The 22,699-nt window shown below is 69.0% G+C and carries 21 protein-coding genes; 14 read left to right on the forward strand and 7 right to left on the reverse strand.

The window, feature by feature from the left end:
* The 4 genes from AC5Y31_RS03665 to AC5Y31_RS03680 form a co-directional block, all read left to right on the forward strand.
* On the forward strand, positions 1-659 hold a 659-nt coding region (locus AC5Y31_RS03665), incomplete at its 5' end, for an RNA-guided endonuclease InsQ/TnpB family protein (protein ID WP_499978148.1).
* Between the two features lie 73 nt (positions 660-732).
* Entirely contained in the window at positions 733-1,404 is a 672-nt protein-coding gene (gene nucS, locus AC5Y31_RS03670) for an endonuclease NucS (RefSeq protein WP_301636395.1), read from the forward strand.
* A 45-nt stretch (positions 1,405-1,449) separates the two neighbouring features.
* On the forward strand, positions 1,450-2,544 hold the full coding sequence (locus tag AC5Y31_RS03675; protein WP_065024495.1) for an NADH:flavin oxidoreductase: 1,095 nt from the start codon (positions 1,450-1,452) through the stop codon (positions 2,542-2,544).
* Between the two features lie 5 nt (positions 2,545-2,549).
* Positions 2,550-2,888 carry an Rv1322 family protein gene (locus tag AC5Y31_RS03680; RefSeq protein WP_499978151.1) on the forward strand — a complete coding sequence of 113 codons (339 nt, stop codon included), beginning with the start codon at positions 2,550-2,552 and terminating at the stop codon, positions 2,886-2,888.
* A gap of 4 nt (positions 2,889-2,892) precedes the next feature.
* On the opposite strand, the gene mce is transcribed toward AC5Y31_RS03680, so the two are convergent.
* A complete protein-coding gene (gene mce / locus AC5Y31_RS03685; protein ID WP_065024493.1) occupies positions 2,893-3,396 on the reverse strand; it encodes a methylmalonyl-CoA epimerase in 504 nt (167 codons plus the stop codon).
* A gap of 82 nt (positions 3,397-3,478) precedes the next feature.
* Here mce and AC5Y31_RS03690 point away from each other — a divergent pair, with 82 nt between their 5' ends.
* Together AC5Y31_RS03690 and AC5Y31_RS03695 are read left to right on the forward strand one after the other, a co-directional pair.
* Entirely contained in the window at positions 3,479-4,660 is a 1,182-nt protein-coding gene (locus tag AC5Y31_RS03690; RefSeq protein ID WP_499978153.1) for an acetyl-CoA C-acetyltransferase, read from the forward strand.
* A gap of 156 nt (positions 4,661-4,816) precedes the next feature.
* Positions 4,817-5,716, forward strand: a complete 900-nt coding sequence (locus AC5Y31_RS03695) for a tetratricopeptide repeat protein (RefSeq protein ID WP_499978156.1) — start codon at positions 4,817-4,819, stop codon at positions 5,714-5,716.
* Here the strand turns inward: AC5Y31_RS03695 and glgB are convergent.
* Both glgB and AC5Y31_RS03705 read right to left on the reverse strand, forming a co-directional pair.
* The gene (glgB, locus tag AC5Y31_RS03700; RefSeq protein WP_499978160.1) at positions 5,713-7,920 is read right to left on the reverse strand and encodes a 1,4-alpha-glucan branching protein GlgB; all 2,208 of its coding nucleotides are present in this window, start codon (positions 7,918-7,920) and stop codon (positions 5,713-5,715) included. The genes AC5Y31_RS03695 and glgB overlap by 4 nt on opposite strands.
* A gap of 5 nt (positions 7,921-7,925) precedes the next feature.
* Positions 7,926-9,971: an alpha-1,4-glucan--maltose-1-phosphate maltosyltransferase gene (locus AC5Y31_RS03705; protein ID WP_499978163.1), complete on the reverse strand. Its 2,046-nt coding sequence runs from the start codon at positions 9,969-9,971 to the stop codon at positions 7,926-7,928.
* A 189-nt stretch (positions 9,972-10,160) separates the two neighbouring features.
* Between AC5Y31_RS03705 and glgP the strand changes: the two genes are divergently transcribed.
* Entirely contained in the window at positions 10,161-12,740 is a 2,580-nt protein-coding gene (glgP, locus tag AC5Y31_RS03710) for an alpha-glucan family phosphorylase (protein ID WP_499978165.1), read from the forward strand.
* 72 nt (positions 12,741-12,812) lie between these two features.
* Here the strand turns inward: glgP and AC5Y31_RS03715 are convergent, their stop codons facing one another.
* From AC5Y31_RS03715 to AC5Y31_RS03725, 3 genes are read right to left on the reverse strand one after another with little or no spacing between them, the layout of a single operon-like run.
* Positions 12,813-14,261, reverse strand: coding sequence for a neutral zinc metallopeptidase (locus AC5Y31_RS03715; RefSeq protein ID WP_065023343.1), 1,449 nt, complete (start codon positions 14,259-14,261; stop codon positions 12,813-12,815).
* Between the two features lie 20 nt (positions 14,262-14,281).
* Positions 14,282-16,258 (reverse strand): ATP-dependent DNA helicase, encoded by a 1,977-nt coding sequence (locus AC5Y31_RS03720; RefSeq protein WP_499978167.1) that lies wholly within the window; start codon positions 16,256-16,258, stop codon positions 14,282-14,284.
* Positions 16,259-16,278: 20 nt separating this feature from the next.
* Positions 16,279-16,653: a nuclear transport factor 2 family protein gene (locus AC5Y31_RS03725; protein ID WP_499978169.1), complete on the reverse strand. Its 375-nt coding sequence runs from the start codon at positions 16,651-16,653 to the stop codon at positions 16,279-16,281.
* Positions 16,654-16,725: 72 nt separating this feature from the next.
* Between AC5Y31_RS03725 and AC5Y31_RS03730 the strand changes: the two genes are divergently transcribed.
* Positions 16,726-16,992, forward strand: a complete 267-nt coding sequence (locus tag AC5Y31_RS03730; RefSeq protein ID WP_064853413.1) for a YdeI/OmpD-associated family protein — start codon at positions 16,726-16,728, stop codon at positions 16,990-16,992.
* Positions 16,993-17,001: 9 nt separating this feature from the next.
* Here the strand turns inward: AC5Y31_RS03730 and AC5Y31_RS03735 are convergent, their stop codons facing one another.
* A complete protein-coding gene (locus tag AC5Y31_RS03735; protein WP_499978939.1) occupies positions 17,002-18,327 on the reverse strand; it encodes a nicotinate phosphoribosyltransferase in 1,326 nt (441 codons plus the stop codon).
* 28 nt (positions 18,328-18,355) lie between these two features.
* Between AC5Y31_RS03735 and clpS the strand changes: the two genes are divergently transcribed.
* From clpS to AC5Y31_RS03765, 6 genes are all read left to right on the forward strand, one after another.
* Entirely contained in the window at positions 18,356-18,670 is a 315-nt protein-coding gene (clpS, locus tag AC5Y31_RS03740; protein WP_065023345.1) for an ATP-dependent Clp protease adapter ClpS, read from the forward strand.
* Positions 18,671-18,700: 30 nt separating this feature from the next.
* Positions 18,701-19,306: an oxidative stress transcriptional regulator AosR gene (aosR, locus tag AC5Y31_RS03745; RefSeq protein ID WP_301636417.1), complete on the forward strand. Its 606-nt coding sequence runs from the start codon at positions 18,701-18,703 to the stop codon at positions 19,304-19,306.
* 5 nt (positions 19,307-19,311) lie between these two features.
* Positions 19,312-20,373, forward strand: coding sequence for a P1 family peptidase (locus AC5Y31_RS03750; RefSeq protein ID WP_499978941.1), 1,062 nt, complete (start codon positions 19,312-19,314; stop codon positions 20,371-20,373).
* Position 20,374: 1 nt separating this feature from the next.
* Positions 20,375-21,031, forward strand: coding sequence for a rhomboid family intramembrane serine protease (locus AC5Y31_RS03755; protein WP_499978172.1), 657 nt, complete (start codon positions 20,375-20,377; stop codon positions 21,029-21,031).
* The gene (murI, locus tag AC5Y31_RS03760; protein ID WP_499978174.1) at positions 21,028-21,828 is read left to right on the forward strand and encodes a glutamate racemase; all 801 of its coding nucleotides are present in this window, start codon (positions 21,028-21,030) and stop codon (positions 21,826-21,828) included. Before AC5Y31_RS03755 ends, murI begins: the two co-directional genes overlap by 4 nt.
* Positions 21,829-21,912: 84 nt before the next feature.
* Positions 21,913-22,689, forward strand: a complete 777-nt coding sequence (locus AC5Y31_RS03765; RefSeq protein ID WP_065023348.1) for a cyclic nucleotide-degrading phosphodiesterase — start codon at positions 21,913-21,915, stop codon at positions 22,687-22,689.
* The last annotated feature ends 10 nt before the right edge of the window (positions 22,690-22,699 follow it).

The following is a 22,699-nucleotide window of genomic DNA, read 5'->3' on the forward strand; positions in this document are numbered from 1 at the left end:
AAGTCGCCCGAATCACCGATGCCCCCAAAGCACTCGCTACCGGCATGGCCCGCCAGCGCAGGTTGGCGAAATCGCTGTCCCGCAAACAGAAAGGATCACACAACCGCTCCGATGCCGCCGTCCGGCTGGCCCGGCATCACCACCGCATCGCCAACCGGCGCAAGCATTTCCTGCATCAGGTCTCCAACCAGCTGGTCAAGACTCACGACCGGCTCGTCATCGAAGACCTCAACACCGCAGGGATGCTGACCAACCACCGTCTGGCACGATCCATCTCCGATGCCGGCTGGGCCGAGTTCGCCCGCCAACTCATCTACAAACAGAGCTGGCGCGGTGGCCAGGTCACCGTCGCCGATCGCTGGTACCCCTCAAGTCAGCTCTGCTCGATATGCGGAGACCGACGCACCGACCTGAGCCTGGCTGACCGAGAGTTCATCTGCACAGCTGGTCATTGCTTGGATCGTGACACCAACGCGGCGGTGAATCTGGCCCGCTGGGGCCAAACCCATCACCACTCCCCTCGATCCCCGGACCCCCAAGCAGGAGGCCGGGCCACCAACGCCCGCCGACAGGACGGCTCTGACCGGCACCCTTCGTGTGCCGGTGAAACCAGCCTGGTTGAAGCGGGAACCGACGTTCACGCCGCACCCGCTGCCTGAACCGACGACGCCCGAGAAGGGCGGAGCCGAACACACCGACCACAGTTGTTCGACACGCTTTAAGGTGGTTCGGATGCGACTCGTGATCGCCCGATGCACCGTCGACTACGTCGGCCGGCTCACCGCGCACCTTCCGTCGGCCCGCCGGTTGCTGCTGCTCAAAGCCGACGGATCTGTCAGTGTGCATGCCGACGACCGTGCCTATAAGCCGCTGAACTGGATGAGCCCGCCGTGCCGGCTCACCGAGGAGTCCGGCGGCGAGTTCCCGGTGTGGGTCGTGGCGAACAAGTCCGGGGACCAGTTGCGGATCACCCTCGAAGAGATCGAACACGACTCCAGCCACGAACTCGGCGTCGACCCGGGTCTGGTCAAAGACGGGGTGGAGGCACAACTGCAGGCGCTGCTCGCCGAGCATGTCGAACTGCTCGGCGAGGGCTACTCCCTGGTGCGCCGGGAGTACATGACCGCGATCGGCCCGGTGGACCTGCTCTGCCGTGATGCGCAGGGGCGCTCGGTTGCCGTGGAGATCAAACGCCGAGGCGAGATCGACGGCGTCGAGCAGCTCACCCGCTACCTGGAACTGCTCAACCGCGACACTCTGCTCGCGCCGGTGAGCGGTGTGTTCGCCGCCCAGCAGATCAAGCCGCAGGCCCGCACGCTGGCGACCGATCGCGGCATCCGTTGCCTGACACTGGATTACGACGCAATGCGCGGGATGAACAGCGACGAATACCGCTTGTTCTGATTACCGGGCGGAATAGTCGGCGAACCCAGCGCGTTGGAGCGGTCCATGGCAGTCGATAACCTCTTTCAGCCGCTGACGGTGCGCTCGCTGACCACGCCGAATCGCTTCGCGATGGCGCCGATGACCCGGCAGGCATCACCCGGTGGCATCCCGGGCCGCGATGTCGCCGAGTACTACCGCCGGCGCGCCGCCGGAGGTGTGGGCCTGATCATCACCGAAGGTATCCGGCTGCCCGACCCGGCCGCGGGTTACCCGTTCAGCGTGCCGACAATCGCGGGCGATGAGGTGCTCGCGGGCTGGACCCGGGTTGTCGATGCCGTGCATTCCGAGGGTGCGACGATCGCCGCCCAGCTCTGGCATCAGGGCGTGCAGCGCGACGACGCCGACGGGGTAGTGCCGGTCGGCCCATCGGGAATCGACGGACGTGGTCAGCCGCGCGGCCGGGCGCTGCGAACCGAGGAACTCCCCGGGGTCGCGGAACTGTATGCCCACAGCGCCGCCACGGCGCGAGACATCGGCTTCGACGCGGTCGAGATCCACGGCGCGCACGGCTACCTGCTGGACGAATTCCTCTGGGAGCGAACGAATCAACGCACCGACGGCTACGGCGGGTCGCTGGCCGCGCGGACCCGCTTCCCGGCCGAGGTGGTCGCTGCGGTACGTGCCGCGGTGGGGCCGGACTATCCGGTCATCTTCCGCTTTTCGCAGTGGAAGGGCACCGACTACACCGCCTCGATCGCCGACGATCCGACCCAGTTGCAGGAATTGCTGAACCCGTTGGTCGAGGCGGGGGTCGACGTGCTCCATCCGTCGACGCGCCGGCACTATGTGCCGGCGTTCCCCGACTTCGACGCGGATCTGAGCCTGGCCGGGTGGACCAAGAAGGTCACCGGGGTGCCGGTCATCGCGGTCGGATCGGTCGGGCTGGAAACACAGTTCCGCAGCGAGAAGCGCGGTGAGGTGATCGCGCCCGCCCCCGTCGACCGACTGGTCGAGCAGTTCGAGGCCGGGGAGTTCGATGTGGTGGCCGTCGGGCGCGCACTGCTGGCCGACCCGACCTGGGTCAACCGTCTTCGCCGGGACGAGCTGGACGGGTTCGGCGGTTACGACGCGGCTGTCGCGCTGGCCGGGCTGGCCTGACCGGCATGGCTCGTCGCCGCGGCCCGTCGCATCGGCCGCAACGCCCGTTGCCGCTTGCCCAGCGGGTCGAGACCGGACCCGACGGGTATGAGTACGTCGTGGCGGCGATCGCCGGCTCGCGGGCCGTGAAGGTCTACCGGTGCCCCGGATGCGATCACGAGATCCGCCCCGGTATCGCGCACGTGGTGGTGTGGCGTGCCGAATCCGGCAGTTCAGCGAGCTTCGACCGAGGAGAGGCGAAGCTGGGACCGCCGCATGAAGGCGAGGGTGACGACCGGCGGCATTGGCACACGCCGTGCTGGGCGAATCGCGCCACCCGGGCTCCCACCCGGAAGTGGTCGTGAGAGGTCAGTGCGCGCCGGTGGCGGCCTTGGCGTTCGTGGCCGGCTCGACCAACTCGATCAGCACCCCGCCGGCGTCTTTGGGGTGGATGAAGTTGATCCGGGAGTCCGACGTGCCGCGCCGGGGAGCGTCGTAAAGCAACCGCACACCCTGCTCGCGCAGCCGCTCGGAGAGCGCGTCGATGTCACTGGTCCGATAGGCGAGCTGCTGCAGACCCGGCCCGCGCTTGTCCAGGAACTTCGCGATCGTCGAGGACTCGTCGATCGGGGCCATCAGCTGAATCTGGGCACTGCCGACCGGCGCGCCACGCACCGCCAGCATCGCCTCGACGATGCCCTGCTCCTCGTTGACCTCTTCGTGCAGCACGATCATGCCGAGCTGGTCGTGGTACCACTTCTTGGCCGCTTCCAGGTCCGGCACGGCAATGCCGACGTGGTCGATCGCCGTCACGAGGGCAGAAGCCAGGGCGCTACGCACCTCGAAAGAGTCGGCGATGGATTCGGTCGTCATAACGCAACGGTAACCTGACCGGAAACATCGCGCTGCGCCGATCCACCTAGATCGGCCACCCAGACCCGCCCGGGAGGTAGTCATGACGACATCGGTGATCGTTGCTGGGGCACGGACCCCGATCGGCAAGCTGATGGGCTCGCTGAAGGATTTCTCGGGTAGCGACCTGGGTGCCGTCGCCATCGCGGGAGCGCTGGAGAAGGCGCAGGTACCGGCGTCGCTGGTGCAGTACGTGATCATGGGCCAGGTGCTGACCGCGGGTGCGGGCCAGATGCCGGCCCGGCAGGCGGCGGTGGGCGCGGGCATCGGCTGGGACGTGCCGACGCTGACCATCAACAAGATGTGTCTGTCGGGAATCAACGCCATCGCCATGGCTGACCAGCTGATCCGCGCCGGCGAATTCGATGTGGTGGTGGCCGGCGGCCAGGAGTCCATGAGCAAGGCCCCGCACCTGCTGCTGGACAGCCGGTCGGGCTACAAGTACGGCGACGTGACGGTACGCGACCACCTTGCCTACGACGGCCTGCACGACGTGTTCACCGACCAGCCGATGGGTGCGCTCACCGAGCAGCGCAACGAGGTCGACCAGTTCACCCGCGCCGAGCAGGACGAGCTCGCGGCCCAGTCGCACCGCAAGGCCGCTGCGGCATGGAAGGACGGCGTCTTCGCCGACGAGGTGGTGCCGGTGAAGATCCCGCAGCGCAAGGGGGATCCGCTGGAGTTCACCGAGGACGAGGGCATCCGGGCCAACACCACCGCCGATTCGCTGGCCGGGCTCAAGCCGGCGTTCCGCAAGGACGGCACCATCACCGCCGGTTCGTCGTCGCAGATCTCCGATGGTGCGGCCGCTGTGGTGGTGATGAGCAAGGCCAAGGCGCAAGAGCTGGGACTGGACTGGTTGTGCGAGATCGGCGCGCACGGCGTGGTGGCCGGGCCGGATTCGACTCTGCAATCCCAGCCGGCCAACGCCATCAAGAAGGCCATCGCCCGCGAGGGCATCTCGGTCGACCAACTCGACGTGGTGGAGATCAACGAGGCGTTCGCGGCGGTGTCGCTGGCCTCGACCCGCGAGCTCGGGGTGAACCCCGACCTCGTCAACGTGCACGGCGGGGCGATCGCCGTCGGACACCCGATCGGGATGTCCGGCGCACGCATCACGCTGCACGCTGCCCTGGAGCTCAAGCGGCGCGGTTCGGGCTACGCGGTGGCCGCGTTGTGCGGTGCCGGCGGCCAGGGCGACGCGCTGATCCTGCGGGCCAACTAACCGTCTCCCTACGGTTGCGTAGGTTGCTGGAGCACACGGATTTGGGGCGTCGAACCCGCACTGTGATTTTGGTCATAGCCGGCGGCATCGCCGGTTTACCCGGCCCCAAATCAGGCGTCGGCACCGGCGCCGCGAGGGCGTGACAGACTTGACGGCGTGACTCGTCCTCGCCCCCCGATCGGCCCGGCGTTGGCCGGAGCAGTGGATTTGTCCGGTCTCAAGCAATCGGCGCAGCCCAGCGGCGCCGGCGGTGACAGTTCGGCTCCGCCGGGCGCCACCGAGATCACCGAGGCCAATTTCGAAGACGAGGTGCTGGTCCGGTCCAACCAGGTGCCGGTGGTGGTGCTGCTGTGGTCGCCACGCAGCGAAGCGTGCATCCAGCTGGCCGACACCCTGGCCGCGTTGGCCACCAGTGACGGCGGCACGTGGTCGCTGGCCACCGTCAACGTCGATGTTGCCCCCCGGGTGGCCCAGGTGTTCGGCGTGGACGCGGTGCCCACCGTGGTGGCCTTGGCCGCCGGCCAACCGATCACCAGCTTTCAGGGCGTGCAGCCGCCCGAGCAACTGCGCCGCTGGGTGGATTCACTGGTGTCGGCTACCGCGGGCAAGCTTTCCGGAGGCGGCGAATCCGAGCAGCCGGCCCAAGTCGACCCGGCGCTGGCCCACGCCCGTGATCTGCTCGACGCCGGTGACTTCAGTGCGGCCCGCGACGCCTACCAGGCCATGTTGGATGCCGATCCCAACCATGTCGAAGCGAAGGCGGCGTTACGCCAGCTCAACTTCCTGGAGCGGGCGACCGGGCGCGCTCCCGATGCGCCGGCGCAGGCCGACGCCACCCCGGACGACATCGAGGCCGCCTTCGCCGCGGCCGATGTGCAGATCCTCAACCAGGACGTCACCGCGGCCTTCGATCGGCTGATCGGATTGGTGCGACGGACCGCCGGCGACGAGCGCAGCACGGTGCGGACCCGGCTGGTCGAGCTGTTCGAGCTGTTCGACCCGGCGGACCCGGAAGTGGTCGCCGGCCGGCGCAACCTGGCCAACGCGCTGTACTAGGCCGGCGCCAGCCACACCGCGGACAGGGCCGGCAACATCAGGACTGCCGAGGCGGGCCGGCCGTGCCAGGGATCGTCGGTGGCTTCGACCTCGCCGAAGTTGCCCGCGCCCGAACCGCGGTAGGCAACGGCATCGGTATTCAGCACCTCGCGCCAGCGGCCGGCACGCGGCAGGCCCAGGTGGTAGTCGGCGTGTTCAACGCCGGCGAAGTTGAACACGCAGGCCAGCACGGAACCGTCGGCGCCGTAACGCAGAAAGCTCAGCACGTTGTTGGCCGAGTCGTTGGCGTCGATCCAGGAATAGCCGCGCGGGTCGGTGTCCTGGCTCCACAAGGCCGGCAGCGCACGGTAGTGGGCGTTGATATCGCCGACCAGACGCAAGATGCCGGGGGAGTAGCCCTCGGCCTCGAGTTGCGGGTCGAGCTGGAACCAGTCGACACCGCGCTCGTTGCACCACTCACTGCGTTGGCCGAATTCCTGCCCCATGAACAGCAGCGGCTTGCCGGGATGCGCCCACTGGTAGGCCAGCAGGGTGCGCAGGCCCGCCGCCTTGCGGTGGTCGTCACCGGGCATCCGCGACCACAGCGTGCCCTTGCCATGCACCACCTCGTCGTGGCTGATCGGCAGCACGTAATTCTCGCTGTAGGCGTACAGCATGGAAAACGTCATGTTGTGGTGGTGGTAGCTGCGGTGCACCGGATCATGAGCAAGATAGTCCAGCGTGTCGTGCATCCAGCCCATGTTCCACTTCATCGAAAAACCAAGGCCGCCAAGGCTGGTGTCGCGGGTGACGCCCGGCCAGGAGGTGGATTCCTCGGCGATGGTCACGATGCCCGGCGCGACCCGGTGCGCGGTAGCGTTCAACTCCTGCAGGAACTGCACCGCCTCCAGGTTCTCCCGGCCGCCGTGGATGTTGGGGGTCCAGCCGCCCTCCGGCCGCGAATAATCCAGGTAGAGCATCGATGCCACCGCATCCACCCGCAGCCCGTCGATGTGGAACTCGGTCAGCCAGTACAGCGCATTGGCCACCAGGAAGTTGCGCACCTCCGGGCGGCCGAAGTCGAAGACGTAGGTGCCCCAGTCGAGCTGCTCACCGCGTCGCGGATCAGCGTGCTCGTAGAGCGGGGTGCCATCGAAGCGGCCGAGTGCCCACTCGTCCTTGGGGAAGTGTGCCGGAACCCAGTCCACGATCACGCCGACACCGGCCCGGTGCAGCGCATCGACCAACGCCCGGAAATCGTCGGGCGTGCCGAAGCGTGCCGTCGGAGCGTAGTACGACGTCACCTGGTAGCCCCACGAACCGCCGAACGGGTGCTCGGCGACCGGCAGCAGCTCGACATGGGTGAAGCCATGTTCCACAACGTATTCCGTCAGCTCGGAGGCGAGCTGACGATAGTCGAGGCCGGGCCGCCACGACCCCAGGTGCACCTCGTAGGTGCTCATCGGCTCCGCGACCGGGTTTCGCCGGGCGCGCTGCGCCATCCACTCGGCGTCATCCCAGCGGTAGGCGCTCGTCGTCACCCGCGACGCGGTTCTCGGCGGTACCTCGGTGGCGAAGGCGAACGGATCGGCTCGGTCGCTGACGGTGCCGTCGGCGCCGTGGATGCGGAACTTGTACAGTCCGCCGGCGGGGAAGTCCGGCCAGAACAGTTCCCAGACCCCGGAGGAACCCAGCGCCCGCAGCGGGGCGTTGTTGCCGTCCCAGCCGTTGAAGTCACCGATCAGGCCGACGCCGGTGGCGTTGGGCGCCCATACCGCGAACGACACGCCGGACACCTCACCGCCGGCCGTGGCCAGCGTGCGCTGGTGGGCGCCCATCACCTCCCAGAGCCGTTCGTGGCGGCCCTCGGCGAACAGGTGCAGGTCGATCTCGCCCAGTGTCGGCGGGAAGCGGTAACCGTCGGCGGCCGTGCGGATTCCGGTGGGCTCGGCGAATTGCGCGGTGTCGGGATAGTGCACCTCGAGGCGGTAGTCGGCCAGGCCGGTCCGGGGCACGGCTGCGGCGAACAGTCCGGAACCGAGGTGGCGCATCGGGAACCGGTCGGCACCGGCGAGCACCACGATGCGGTGTGCGCGCGGCCGCAGCGCCCGAATCACGGTGACATCGCTGTATTCGTGGGCGCCCAGTATCGCGTGCGGATCGTGGTGCTCGCCGGCCAGCAGCCGGGCCAGATCGGCGCGGTCGGGCGCCAGGTGTCGGGTCATCGTGCTCACCGGCGACGCAACAGTTCGGTGCGGGCCGGCGCGTTGACCGGCGGCATCGTGACGATGTGGGCGACCGCCCGCGCCGGGTCGAGGCGCACCCAGTTCTCCTGTCCCCAGTGGTAGTCCTCACCGGTGATCTGGTCGCGTACCCAGAAGCGTTGGTAGTCCTCCATTCCCAGCGCCCACATGTCCAGGCGTAGCGTCGCGTGCTCGGGGGCGAACGGGTTGAGGGTGACCACCACCAGCACGGTGTCACCGCTGGCCGGATCGAACTTGCTGTAGGCCAGCAGGGCCTCGTTGTCGACGTGGTGAAAGTGCACGGTGCGCAGTTGACTCAACGCCGGATGCAGCCGGCGGATCTCATTGAGCCGAGCGATGAACGGTTCCAGTGACCTGCCCTGGGCGAGCGCGGCGGCGAAGTCGCGAGGGTGCAGTTCGTACTTCTCCGAGTCCAGGTACTCCTCGCTGCCCTCGTGCAGCGCGCGGTCTTCGAACAATTCGAAGCCGGAGTAGACGCCCCACGTCGGGCTCAGGGTGGCCGCCAGCACCGCACGGATGGCGAACATTCCGGGGCCGCCCGCCTGCAGGCTGGCGTGCAGGATGTCGGGGGTGTTGACGAAGAGATTCGGCCGACGGTAGTCGGCGAGTTCGGCGATCTGCTGTCCGAACTCGGTCAGATCGTGTTTCGTTGTCCGCCAGGTGAAGTACGTGTAGGACTGGGTGAAACCCAGTTTGGCCAGTCCGTACTGACGCGCCGGCGGGGTGAATGCTTCGGACAGGAACAGCACATCCGGGTCGATGTTCTTGACGGCGCCGATCAGCCAGATCCAGAAGTCCGGCGGCTTGGTGTGCGGATTGTCGACCCGAAAGACCTTGACGCCGTGGTCCATCCAAAACCGCACCACCCGCAGTACTTCGGCGTACAACCCGGCCGGATCGTTGTCGAAGTTCAGCGGATAGATGTCCTGATACTTCTTCGGCGGGTTCTCGGCATAGGCGATGGTCCCGTCGGGCAACTCGGTGAACCATTCCCGGTGCTGGCTGGCCCACGGGTGATCCGGCGCGCACTGCAGCGCCAGGTCCAGAGCGACCTCGATGTCCAGCTGGCGGGCGGCGGCGACGAAAGCGTCGAAGTCGTCGATGGTGCCCAGATCTGGGTGCACCGCATCGTGGCCGCCCTCGGCGCTACCGATGGCCCACGGCGAACCGACGTCACCGGGTTCTGCGGTCGCGGAGTTGTTGCGGCCCTTGCGGTGCACCTGGCCGATCGGGTGGATCGGCGGCAAATACACCACATCGAAGCCCATCTCGGCGATCCGCGGCAGCGCCGCCGCCGCGGTGGCGAATGTTCCGTGCACCGGGCGGCCGTCGGGATCCCATCCGCCGGTCGAGCGCGGGAACATCTCGTACCAGGCGCCGCGGCGGGCCAGCGGCCGATCCACCCACATCTGGTGGTCCTTGCCGTGGGTCACCAGCTCCCGCAAGGGGTGGCGGTTCAGCAAATCCTCGACCTCCGTCGAGAGAGCGGGGGCCGCCCGGTGCATCGGATCGCCGGGGGTGCGCAGTGCGGCAGCGGCCGCTTGCACCGGCCGGCGCTGGTCGGGCGGTATGCCGGTCGCGGCGCGCTCGAACAACTCGGCGCCGACCAGCAGGTCGTTGGAGAGCTCCGCTTCGCTCTGGCCGGCGTCGAGCTTGGCGGTGACCGCGCTTCGCCAGCTCTGCACCGGGTCGCCCCAGCCCTCGACGCGGAAGGTCCACAACCCGACGGCGTCGGGACTGAAGTGGGCGTGGAACACATAGGCGTCGAAGCCGGTCGCCATCGGGATGTGTACCGGCGCGGCGCCGCACGCGGGCGAACTCATCGGCGGTTCCCCGGGCTGTGGATAGCGTTGTCCGAGGTGGCGCACCACCAGGGTCGCGGCGACCGCGTCGTGACCTTCCCGCCACACGGTGGCCTTCACCGGCACTGTCTCGCCGACCACGGCCTTGGCCGGGTAGCGGCCGCACGAGACGACCGGTTCGACGTCGTCGACCACGACACGACCAGGCACTCACACTCCGTTCGTCGTGGGGGCTGTCTGTGCCCACGGTAGTGGGCTGCCTTCGCCGACCTGCACGAAGCGGCCGGTTCGCAACCGAATCGTCAGGTCCTCTGCGGCGGTCCCAGCTTCGCCTCGCCTCCGCCGACCCTTCGGGCCAACTCCGGCGAGCCTCGCTGAACCGCCGTAAGGTTGTGACGCGTGAAAGCACTCCGCCGGTTCACCGTTCGTGCGCACCTTCCCGACCGACTGCGAGCACTTGGGCAACTGTCGATGAACCTGCGCTGGTCGTGGGATCAGTCGACGCAGGAGTTGTTCGCCGCCATCGACCCGGCACTGTGGGCCCGATGCGGCCGGGACCCGGTGGCGCTGCTGGGCGCAGTGAGTCCGAATCGGCTGGACGAACTGGCCGCCGACGAGGCCTTCACCGGCCGTCTCGACGCCCTGTCGGCCGACCTCACCGAGTACCTGACGCAGCCCCGGTGGTATCAGCACCAGCAGGACAGCGGCGCGCCGTTACCCGCCGCCATCGCGTACTTCTCGATGGAGTTCGGCGTCGCCGAAGCCCTGCCCAACTACTCCGGAGGCCTGGGGATCCTGGCCGGGGATCACCTGAAATCGGCGTCCGATCTGGGCGTGCCGTTGATCGCGGTCGGGCTCTACTACCGCTCGGGATATTTCCGCCAATCACTGACCGCCGACGGCTGGCAACGTGAGACCTATCCGTCGCTGGACCCGCAGGGGCTGCCGTTGCGGCTGCTGGCAGATGCGGCGGGCAACCCGGCGCTGATCGAGGTCGCGCTGCCCGGGGTAGGCCGGTTGCGTGCGCGGATCTGGGTTGCACAGGTCGGCCGGGTACCGCTGTTGCTGCTGGACTCCGACATCGGCGAGAACGAGCACCAGCTGCGCGGGGTCACCGACCGGTTGTACGGCGGCGACCAGGAGCACCGGATCCATCAAGAGATCCTGGCCGGGATCGGCGGAATGCGGGCGATCCGGGCGTTCACCGCGCTCGACGGCATGCCCGCACCCGAGGTGTTCCACATGAACGAGGGCCACGCCGGATTCCTCGGGATCGAACGCATCCGTGAGCTGATCGCCGAACAACGCCTCGATTTCGACACCGCGCTGGCAGTGGTGCGTTCGTCGACGGTGTTCACCACCCACACCCCGGTGCCGGCCGGAATCGACCGGTTTCCGGTCGACATGGTGCGGCGCTACTTCGACGGCGACGCGCTGGCGGCCGGGGTGCCGGTCGAGCGGATCATCGAGCTGGGCGCTGAAGACGATTCCGGCACGTTCAACATGGCCCACATGGGTCTGCGGCTGGCCCAGCGGGCCAACGGCGTCTCGCGTCTGCACGGCCGGGTCAGCCGGGCGATGTTCAATGGGCTGTGGCCCGGTTTCGACGCCGGCGAGGTGCCGATCGGCTCGATCACCAACGGGGTGCACGCGCCCAGTTGGGCGGCTCCGCCCTGGTTGCAGCTCAGCCGCGGCCTGGCCGCGACGGATTCGTTCAGCGAGCCGGCGGCCTGGCAGCGTCTTCAAGAAGTCGATCCCGTTGAGCTGTGGTCGATTCGCTCCCAGCTGCGGTCGTTGCTCGTCGATGAGGTCAGGCTGCGGTTGCTGCGGTCCGGCCTGGAACGCGGCGCCTCGGAAGCCGAATTGGGCTGGATTGCAACGGCGTTCGACCCCAGGGTATTGACCATCGGATTCGCCCGCCGGGTGCCGACCTACAAGCGGTTGACGTTGATGCTGCGCGACCCCGACCGATTGGAGCGGCTACTGCTCGACGAGCAGCGGCCGGTCCAGCTGATCGTCGCCGGCAAGTCCCACCCGGCCGACGATGAGGGCAAGGCGCTGATTCAGCAGGTGGTGCGCTTCGCCGACCGCCCCGAAGTACGCCATCGCGTCGCATTCCTGCCCGACTACGACATGTCGATGGCGCGACGGCTCTACGCCGGATGCGATGTGTGGCTGAACAACCCGCTGCGGCCGCTGGAGGCCTGCGGCACGTCGGGGATGAAGAGTGCGCTCAATGGCGGGCTGAACCTGTCCATCCGTGACGGCTGGTGGGACGAGTGGTTCGACGGGGAGAACGGCTGGGCGATACCGACCGCCGACGGGGTGGCCGATGAGAACCGCCGCGACGATTTGGAGGCCGCGGCGCTCTATGACCTGCTGGCGCAGTCGGTGGTGCCGAGGTTCTACGACCGCGACGAACGTGGCGTGCCGCCGCGCTGGATCGAGATGGTGCACCACACGCTGCAGACGCTCGGACCGAATGTACTGGCCTCGCGGATGGTGCGCGACTACGTCGAGCAGTGCTACGCCCCCGCGGCCCGGTCGATGCGGCGTACCTGCGAACCGATCGACGGCGTGCCGTACGGCGCGGCTCGACGGCTGGCCGACTATCGCAGACGCGTGGAGCGCGCCTGGCCGCGGATCGCGATCACCGACGTCGACAGCACCGGGCTGCCCGACACCCCGCTGCTGGGTTCGGAGCTGACGCTGACCGCCACGGTTCGGTTGGCCGGTCTGGCACCTGACGAGGTGACGGTGCAGGCGGTGCTGGGCCGGTTGGATTCTGGTGACAGCCTGCTCGAACCGGCCACCGTGGTCATGGCGCACGAGCGCAGCGGCGGCGATGGCACCGAAGTGTTCTCGACGACGACGCCGCTACCGGTTGCCGGCGCGGTGGGCTACACCGTGCGAGTGCTTCCGAGCCATCCGTTGCTGTCCGGCGACGCCGAGCTGGGCCTGGTCACGCTGGCCACCTAGCCGCGAGCAGACACGAAAGCCCCCAAAAACGCCACTTTTTGGGGGCTTTCGTGTCTGTTCGCCGTTGGGGATTTACGGGAAGCGCTGCAGGCAGCGGTCGAAGTCGCCGAGCACCCCGGTCCGGTAGGCGTCGATGCGAGAGAAGCCGGCGGGCACCGATTCACCGTTGACGTCGCCCGCTGCCAGACCGTTGGTGAGCAGGCCGGCGACGGCTTCGTCGAGATCGCCCGCGGTCAGTGCGATGGTGGCGCCGTTGGAGGTGGTGATCCCCTGCGAGAGTCTGGTGGTGGCCACCCCGGTCAGGCATGCGGTGCGCAGCGCGGCGGCGGCGTTGTCGAGTACCAGGCCGCCGTGCTCGACCTGAACCGCCTGCAGGTACCGCGACATCAGCACCGAATAGGCGGTGTTGTCGCCGGACAGCGTCGCCAATTTCTGGTCCTTGCTGGGGGTGCCCATGGCCTGGAGGGCCGGCAAGTCGACGGCGATGGTGTTGGTCGCCGGGCAGTACGATGCCGGCCGGCTCGGGCGGGCATCGGCGCACGAGGACGCGGTGGCGGCGTCGAACGCGAGTTGCGGCGGCTCGGCCGGGGTGAACGCGATGTTCATCGCATCGACGATGAGCCGCACCGAATCCTCGCTGACCGGCACCTCACCGGTCTCGTTCTGCTGCAGCTGAATGGGCAGATCGCCGCGGCGCTGCTCGATCTCCCTTTCGTCGATGGCCTTGCACGACCCGGCGCCATCGGTGAACCCGAACTGGAACGCCGAGATCCGTTCGAAAGCCGAGCCGTGCTCGTTGCTGCCGACGGTCTCGCCGGGATTCAGCAGCGGGTCGCGCAGCGCCAGCATCGCAGCCAGGACACCGTTCAGCCCGTCCCCGGTGCTGAGCGTGAAGCGGGGCGAGTCGCCTTGGGCCACCCAGCGCAGGTAGACCCCGGCCAGACAGTCGGCCTGCTGCTCTGCCACCAGCGTCGGTGTCTGGCGCCGCTTGGTGATTCCGGCCGCCCGGGCGATCGCGTGACCGTACTCGTGGGCGAGCACCATGGTGATCGCCATGTCGCCGTAGGCGCTGCGCAGCGCGGGCAACAGCAGCCGGCGATCCCACCCGATGGTGTCGTCCAGATAGCAGTAGGCGGCGTTGACCAGCAGGAAAGTCCTACTCTTGCAGAACGTTCCGCGGAGCTGCCCGGGATCCCAGGAGAGCAGGGATTTCACCGGTTTGAAGTCGCCGTCGAAGGTGTTGGGATAACTGATCGCCCAGAACGCCTCGAGATCGCTGACCGACTGAGTGGCGAGCTGGTCGATGCGGCCGCCGTCGGTGCCCGCGACCTCGCGGCTCGGCGGCGGGGCATCGGGCCGCAGCCCGGTGGGCCCGTCGACCGCCTGCAGGCCGCCCACCCGGAACGGGTCGGCGAAGATCGACACCGGCTTGCCGTCCACCAGATGGGCGCAACCGCTCACCAAAAGCATCAGCGTGCAGGCGGTGGCGAGAGCACGGTGCCATTGGCGGGCGGGTCGCATGCGCTAACACGATAGTGCGCTCAACCGTCCCGAAGGCGCTGCAGCGCCAGCCGGACTTTGCCGGTGTCGGTCGTCGCCCAGAACGGCGGCAGCGATGCCCGCAGGTAACCGGCGTAGCGCGCCGTCGCCATCCGCGAGTCCAGCACCGCCACCACGCCCCGGTCATCGACACTGCGCAGCAACCGGCCGGCACCCTGGGCCAGCAACAGCGCGGCGTGGTTGGCGGCGACCGCCATGAAACCGTTGCCGCCGCGGGCACTGATCGCGCGCTGCCGGGCGGTCAGCAGCGGGTCATCGGGCCGCGGGAACGGGATGCGGTCGATGAGCACCAAAGACAGTGACGGTCCGGGTACGTCGACGCCCTGCCACAGCGACAACGTGCCGAAGAGCGACGTCTCGGCGTCGGCGGCGAATTGCTCGACCAGCGCGCCGGTGGTGTCGTCGCCCTGGCACAGCACCGGGGTGTCCAGCCGCCCGCGCATCGCCTCGGCCGCGGCCCGCGCCGCCCGCATCGAGGAGAACAGCCCCAGGGTGCGCCCACCGGCCGCGGCGATCAGCTCGGCGACCTCGTCGAGCTGCGCATCGGTACCAGTGCCGTCGCGTCCGGGCGGCGGCAGGTGCGCGGCCACGTAGAGGATGCCGGCCTTGGCGTGCGCAAACGGCGAGCCGACATCCAGCCCCTGCCAGCGAGTCTCGGGGCCCGAGCCGAGGGTCAAACCCCAGGCGCCGGCCATCGCATCGAAGGTGCCGCCGACGGTCAACGTCGCCGAGGTCAGCACCGTCGTTGCCCGGGCGAACAGCCGATCGCGCAACAGCCCGGCCACCGACAGCGGCGCCACCCGCAGCACCGGACGCACCGATCCCCGGTTGTCTTCGTGGCTGAGCCACACTACGTCGGTGCGCTCGGGGATGGCCGGTTCGAAGGAAGTCAGAATCCGTGCGGCAGTGTCGGCGATCTCAGACAGCGCGGCGACCGCCTCCTTGCGGGCAGACGCCGCTTTGGGATCCGACGGGGCGGTATCAATCGCCGAGCGCACCGCGCCGGCGGCATCGCGCAGCGCGGCCAGATAGGTCGCGAGCTCGTCGTCGAGGTGATCCATCCGCCCCGGCGTGCCGTCGTGAATCGCCGAGCCGAACGTCAGGGCTGCGGCATCGAGGCGCTGCACCAGTTCCGGGGAGACCAGCCGGGTGATTCGGCGCACCGCGACACTGAGCGTGGCCGCGGTCAGCTCACCGGTAGCCACCGACGTCACCCGGTCCACCAGTTCGTGTGCCTCGTCGACCACCAGCAGGTCGTGCTCGGGGAGCACGTTGGTCTCCGAGATCGCGTCGATCGCCAGCAGGGCGTGATTGGTGACGACGACATCGGCCTCGGCGGCGACGGCGCGGGCCCGCTCGGCGAAGCAGTCGATGCCGAACTGGCAGCGGGCGGCGCCGACGCACTCGCGCGCCGACACGCTGACCTGAGACCAGGACCGCTCGGGCACACCGGGTTTGAGGTCATCGCGGTCGCCGGAGTCGGTGGTCTGCGCCCAGGCGGTGAGGCGCTGGACGTCGCGGCCCAACGCACCGGCCGCGAACGGTTCGAACAGTTCCTCCTGCGGGGCATCGTCGGATTCTTCGGTCCCGGCATGGATCTTGTTCAGGCACAGGTAATTCCGTCGTCCCTTCAGCAGCGCGAAGGTCGGTCGGCGAGAGAGCACACCTTCCAGGGCGTCGGCCAGGCGCGGCAGGTCGCGGTCGACGAGCTGGCGCTGCAGCGCGATCGTCGCGGTCGACACCACCACCGGGTGGTCGTCGGTCACGGCCCGGGCGATCGCCGGAACCAGATAGGCCAGCGACTTGCCGGTGCCGGTGCCGGCCTGCACCGCCAGGTGTTCGCCGCTGTCGAAGGCCCGGGCTACCGCCTCGGCCATGCGTACCTGACCGTCGCGTTCACTGCCGCCCAGGGCGGCTACCGCGGCGGCGAGCAGCTCGGGTACGGAGGGGTCAGCCATGGTGTGCACACGGTAGCCCGTCAGGCCACGTCGCCCGGCTCGGTGACGAGATACGTTCCGTGGCCTTCGATGACCCGGCCGCCCCCGTCGAAGCGCAACACCTCGTTGACGAGGCCGTCGTTCTGGTTGCGGTAGGTGATGACGATGGTGTCGATGCCCCGAGAGACGGCCTCGACGACGAAATGCAGATTCGTCAGTCGCTCCAAGGCCTGGGTCCAGTAGCGGCGCAGTGCGGGCTTGCCGCGGATCACGCCCGCCGTCTCGGGAAACATCTGGGCGGCCACCGGCGAGGTGAACAGCACATCCTCGTGGAAGTGCGCGAGCACCGCCTCCACGTCGTGGGCGTTCCAGGCGCGCACCCACTGGCGGCTGAACGCCGCGGCATCGAGCTTCATCCCGCGAACTGTAGCGACACGACCGCGCGCAGCCCCACCAATTTTCCGTCCGGTTCGCATTACCCTGAGGCGATGACCAGCCAGCGTTTGCCAGGCGGAGCGGTACACGAGTTGCCGGCGGACTTGCGCGAGGGGCTGCTCGTCAGTCCGACTGCGTTGGCGGCCTGGCAGGACATTACGCCCTTGGCGCGCAACGAGTTCATCTGCTGGGTCGAGGACGCCAAGCAGGCCAAAACCCGCGAGCGCCGGATCCGCCGGACCCGCGAGGAGCTGGAGGAGGGCATGCGGCGTCCCTGTTGCTGGCCCGGGTGCAAGCACCGCGAACGCAACGGCAAGTAGCCGAAAACCTCACCGGAGAATCAGCCGGGTCGGGATCGCCGGCTCGCCGTGCGCCAGCTTCAGTCCCTCCCACGGCAGGCTGCGCAGCCCGGAAGCCACCCGCTCCCGCGCCGCGGCCAGCGCTGTCGCTCCGGTATCGGCCACCACGTCGCCGCCGCGGACCAGCGGAACGGTCAGTACCCGGCCGGAATCCGCCGGTGGGCGGTCGGCCGGGTGGACCACCTCCTCGACCAGGGTGCCGCTGGGACGGGACACCCGCAGGGCCTGTTTGCGCCCGCCTGCCGAGGTCTTGTCGGCGCTGCGCTTGTGCACCGCGACACCATCGACCTCGACCAGCTTGTAGACGAATCCCGCCGCCGGCGCACCCGATCCGGTCACCAGCGCGGTGCCGACGCCGTAACTGTCCACCGGAGCGGCCCGCAACGCCGCGATGGCGAACTCGTCGAGATCACCGGAGACCACGATCTTGGTGGCGGTGGCGCCCAACCGGTCCAGCTGGTCGCGGACCTGATGAGCCAACACCGCCAGCTCACCGGAGTCGATCCGGACCGCACCGAGCCGCGGGCCGGCCGCCTCCACGGCATTGGCCACCCCGGTGCTGACGTCGTAGGTGTCCACCAACAGCGTGGTGTCGACCCCCTGCGCGGCGACCTGGGAGCGGAACGCCGCCAATTCGCCCTCAGCACCGGAGTGCAGCAGGGTGAACGCGTGCGCGCTGGTGCCCAGCACCGGCACACCGAAGCTGCGGTGCGCCTCCAGATTCGACGTGCCGGCGAACCCCGCCAGGTAGGCGGCCCGCGCCGCGGCGACGGCGGCGTGCTCGTGCGTGCGCCGTGAGCCCATCTCGATCAGCGGCCGGTCATCGGCCGCGCTGACCATTCGGGCGGCCGCCGAGGCGATCGCGGTGTCGTGGTTCAGAATCGAGAGCAGCAGAGTCTCCAGGACGATGCACTCGGCGAAGCTGCCGTGCACGGTGAGCACCGGCGACCCGGCGAAGTACAACTCGCCTTCGGGGTAGCCGTCGACGTCGCCGCGGAAGCGGAAATCGGCCAGGTAGTTCAAGGTCTTCGGGTCCAGGAACGCCGAGAGCAGGTGCAGCGCGGTGTCGTCGAAGCCGAACGCGGTCAGCGCCGCCAGGAACCGGTCGGTGCCGGCCACCACCCCGTAGCGGCGGCCCTCGGGGAGCCGGCGGGCGAACAACTCGAAGCTGGTCCGCCGCCCAGCGGTGCCGTCGCGCAGCGCCGCGGCCAGCATGGTCAGCTCGTACTTGTCGGTGAGCAGCCCGCCGCGTCGGGCCGAGGAGTCCACCCGCCAACCGTATCGGCTGTACTCGATCCCACCTCGGCTCGGTATCCTGAGCGCTATGGCCACGTCAGCAGCGACGTCCACCCCGGTGAAACCGCAGGGCACCGGCCAGCGGCACGCTGACCCGGTCGAGGAGACCGCCTCGCCCTGGGTGACCATCGTCTGGGACGACCCGGTCAACCTGATGACCTACGTGACCTACATCTTTCAGAAGCTGTTCGGTTACAGCGAGCCGCACGCGACCAAGCTGATGCTGCAGGTGCACCACGAGGGCAAGGCCGTGGTGTCGGCGGGAAGCCGCGAGTCGATGGAGATCGACGTGTCCAAACTGCATGCCGCCGGATTATGGGCGACCATGCAGCAGGACCGCTGAGACGTCAACCGAAGGGAAACGGGCCTCACCGTGCACAAGTGGAAGCGGGTTGACACCGACGACGGCCCCCGCTTCCGGTCCGCGCTGGCGCTGCATGAGGCTGCGCTGCTGCGGAACCTGGTCGGTTCGATCGTCGGCATGCTCGAGGAGCGTGAATCCGCTTCTCCAACCGACGAACTCGAACAGATAACCGGGATGAGGACGGGCAACACCAAGCCGCCCGAGGACGCCACCACCCGACGGCTGCTGCCGGACTTCTACCGTTCCGGCGGCTCGGGTGAAGTCGCCTCGGCCGACGACGCCGCAGTCGACGCGGAAGGCTTGAACGCGGCGTTGCGCAGCCTGCACGAGCCGGAGATCATCGACGCGAAACGTAATGCCGCACAACAGCTCCTGGACTCGCTCCCGCAGAAGGCCGGACGCTTCGAGCTGACCGAGGAACAGGCCAACGCCTGGATCGCGGCGGTCAACGACATCCGGCTGGCGCTGGGCACCATGCTGCAGATCGGCCCCGACGGGCCCCCGGACCGGCTGGCACCGGGTGATCCGATGGCGGGCCAGCTCAGCGTCTATCAATGGCTCACGGTGCTGCAGGAATACCTGGTGGTCGCATTGATGGGACGGTCCGGCCGATGACGAATTTGGGTTCGCTCACCGATGTTCCCGGCATCCGGGTGGGCCACCACCAGCGGCTCGATCCAGATGCGACGCTCGGGTCGGGCTGGGCCAGTGGGGTCACCGTCGTGCTGGCGCCGCCCGGGACCGTCGGTGCCGTCGACTGTCGCGGTGGGGCGCCCGGAAGCCGGGAGACCGATCTGCTGGACCCGGCCAACAGCGTGCGCTGGGTGGATGCGGTCGTGCTCTCCGGCGGGAGTGCCTACGGGCTGGCGACCGCCGACGGCGTGATGACCTGGCTGGAGGAGCAGGGCCGCGGGGTGGCGCTGGACGGCGGCGTGGTGCCGATCGTGCCGGCCGCCGTCATCTTCGACCTGCCGGTCGGCGGCTGGGACCGGCGACCCACCGCCGAGTTCGGCTATGCCGCCGCGGCGGCAGCAGCCGGTCCCGACGGCGACAGCCCGGCCGTCGGCAGTGTGGGCGCGGGAGTCGGGGCACGGGCCGGGGTGTTCAAAGGCGGGGTGGGCACCGCGTCGGCGACGCTGGAACTCGAGGACCACACCGTCACGGTCGGCGCGCTGGTCGTGGTGAACCCCACCGGCGAGGTCATCGACGCCACCACCGGGTTGCCCTGGTCGGCGCCCCTCGTCGAGGAATTCGGCCTGACCGCCCCGCCGTCCGAACAGCTGGCGGTGCTCGCCGGGCTGGAGCCCAAATCCCTCGCGCTCAACACCACCCTCGCGGTGGTGGCCACCGACGCCGCGCTCAGTCCGGCCGGCTGCCGGCGGGTGGCGATCGCCGCCCAGGACGGGCTGGCTCGCACCATCCGGCCCTCCCATACTCCGGTGGACGGCGACACGGTGTTCGCGTTGGCGACCGGGGCCGTCGAGGTTCCGCCGTTGCCAGGAACTCCGGCCGCGATGTCGCAGGAGACCGGGCTGGTCACGGCGGTCGGCGCCGCTGCGGCGGACTGCCTGGCGCGTGCGGTGCTGGTCGGGTTGCTGGCCGCCGATCCGGTGGCCGGAATACCGACCTACCGGGGCACGTTGCCGGGGGCATTCGCCAACAAGCCCACCGGAAGGTTGTGACGTGGTGACTTCGCGAGCCGGCGCCACGCCTGCGCCGCGGCCCGACAAGAAGTCCGCTTGGCGCACCGGCGGGGCCACCGTCGTGGGATTCGTCGCGCTGCTCTACCTCATCGAGGCCGTTGATCAGGTCGGCGGCCACCGGCTGGACCGCAACGGCATCCGGCCCTTGGAGACCGACGGCCTGTGGGGGGTGCTGTTCGCACCGTTGCTGCACGCCAACTGGGGCCATCTGCTGGCCAACACCGGTCCGGCGCTGGTGCTGGGCTTCCTGGTGACGTTGGCCGGGCAGTCCCGGTTTCTGCTCGCTACCGCCATCGTGTGGGTGTTCGGCGGGCTGGGCACCTGGCTGATCGGCAACGTCGGGTCGTCGTGCGGGCCCACTGACCACATCGGCGCCTCCGGCCTGATCTTCGGCTGGCTGGCCTTCCTGGTGGTGTTCGGGCTGTTCACGCGCAGAATCTGGCAGATTCTGGTCGGGCTGGTGGTGCTGGTGCTCTACGGCGGGATTCTGTGGGGGGCGGTGCCGGTGCTGAATGTCTGCGGCGGCGTGTCCTGGCAGGGGCACCTATGCGGGGCGATCGCCGGGGTGGCGGCCGCGTATCTGCTTTCGGGCCCCGAGCGCAAAGCCCGTGAACGCCGGCGGGCGGTTTCGGCGTGATCGGGATCTTCGACTCCGGGGTCGGCGGCCTGACCGTCGCCCGCTCGATCATCGACCAGCTGCCCGACGAGGACATCGTCTACGTTGGCGACACCGGCAACGGACCCTACGGCCCGTTGACCATCCCTGAGGTGCGCGCCCACGCCCTGGCCATCGGCGACGATCTGGTCGAGCGCGGGGTCAAGGCATTGGTGATCGCCTGCAACACCGCCTCGGCGGCGTGCCTGCGCGATGCCCGGGAACGCTACGACGTGCCGGTCGTGGAGGTGATCCTGCCGGCGGTGCGCCGGGCGGTGGCCACCACCCGCAACGGTCGGATCGGCGTGATCGGCACCAGCGCGACCATCACCAGCCACGCCTACCAGGACGCGTTCGCCGCCGCGCGCGACACCGAGATCACCGCGGTGGCCTGCCCGCGCTTCGTCGACTTCGTCGAGCGTGGCATCACTAGCGGCCGGCAGGTGCTGGGGCTGGCCGAGGGATACCTGGAGCCGCTGCAGCGCGCCGGGGTCGACACCCTGGTGCTGGGCTGCACCCACTACCCGCTGCTGTCGGGGTTGATCCAGCTGGCGATGGGCGAGCAGGTGACGTTGGTGTCCAGTGCCGAGGAGACCGCCAAGGAGCTGCTGCGGGTGCTCACCGAACTCGATCTGCTGCGCCCGCACGGGGAGGCCCCTGCCACCAGGGTGTTCGAGGCGACCGGTGACCCGGAGGCGTTCGCCGCACTGGCCACCCGATTTCTGGGCCCGGCGATCACCGGCGTCGGCGCCGTCCGTCGTCACGCTCCGCTGAGTTAGCCAGACCGTGATTTCGATGACGAATAGCGGGCAAAGCGCTCGTGTCTTGGTCATCGCTGCGGCGAACATGGCACAGTAGGGAACGTGCGACTCACCGTGCTCGGCTGCTCCGGCAGTGTGGTGGGTCCGGACTCGCCGGCATCGGGTTACCTGTTGCAGGCTCCGGACACCCCGCCGCTGGTCATCGACTTCGGGGGCGGGGTACTCGGCGCGCTCCAGCGGCATGTCGATCCCGGTGCGGTGTGCGTACTGCTGTCGCATCTGCACGCCGACCACTGCCTGGACCTGCCGGGACTGTTCGTCTGGCGCCGCTACCACCCGTCGGTGGCAACCCAGCCGTTCGCCAAGGGCTTCATCTACGGGCCCAGCGACACCTGGTCGCGGATGGGGGCCGCGTCGTCGCCGTACGGCGGCGAGATCGACGACATCACCGACATCTTCGATGTCCACACCTGGGTGGACGACGAGCCGGTCGAGTTGGGATCGGTCACGGTGAAGCCCCGGCTGGTGTGTCACCCGACCGAGTCGTTCGGCATGCGGATCAGCGACGCTTCCGGCGCGACCCTGGTCTACAGCGGCGACACCGGCTACTGCGACGGAGTGATCGAGTTGGCCCGCGGAGCCGATGTGTTCTTGTGTGAGGCGTCCTGGACCCATGAGGCCAACCGCCCGCCGAACCTGCATCTGTCCGGCACCGAGGCCGGCCGCATTGCCGCCTCCGCCGGCGTCGGCCAGCTGCTGCTGACCCATATCCCGCCCTGGACCTCCCGCGAGGACGTGATCGGCGAGGCCAAGGCCGAGTTCGACGGGCCGGTGCACGCGGTGGTGTGCGACGAGAGTTTCGACATCCAGCGGGGTTGACCCGCGCGAT

The sequence above is a fragment of the Mycobacterium sp. NGS18 genome (assembly GCF_059813185.1).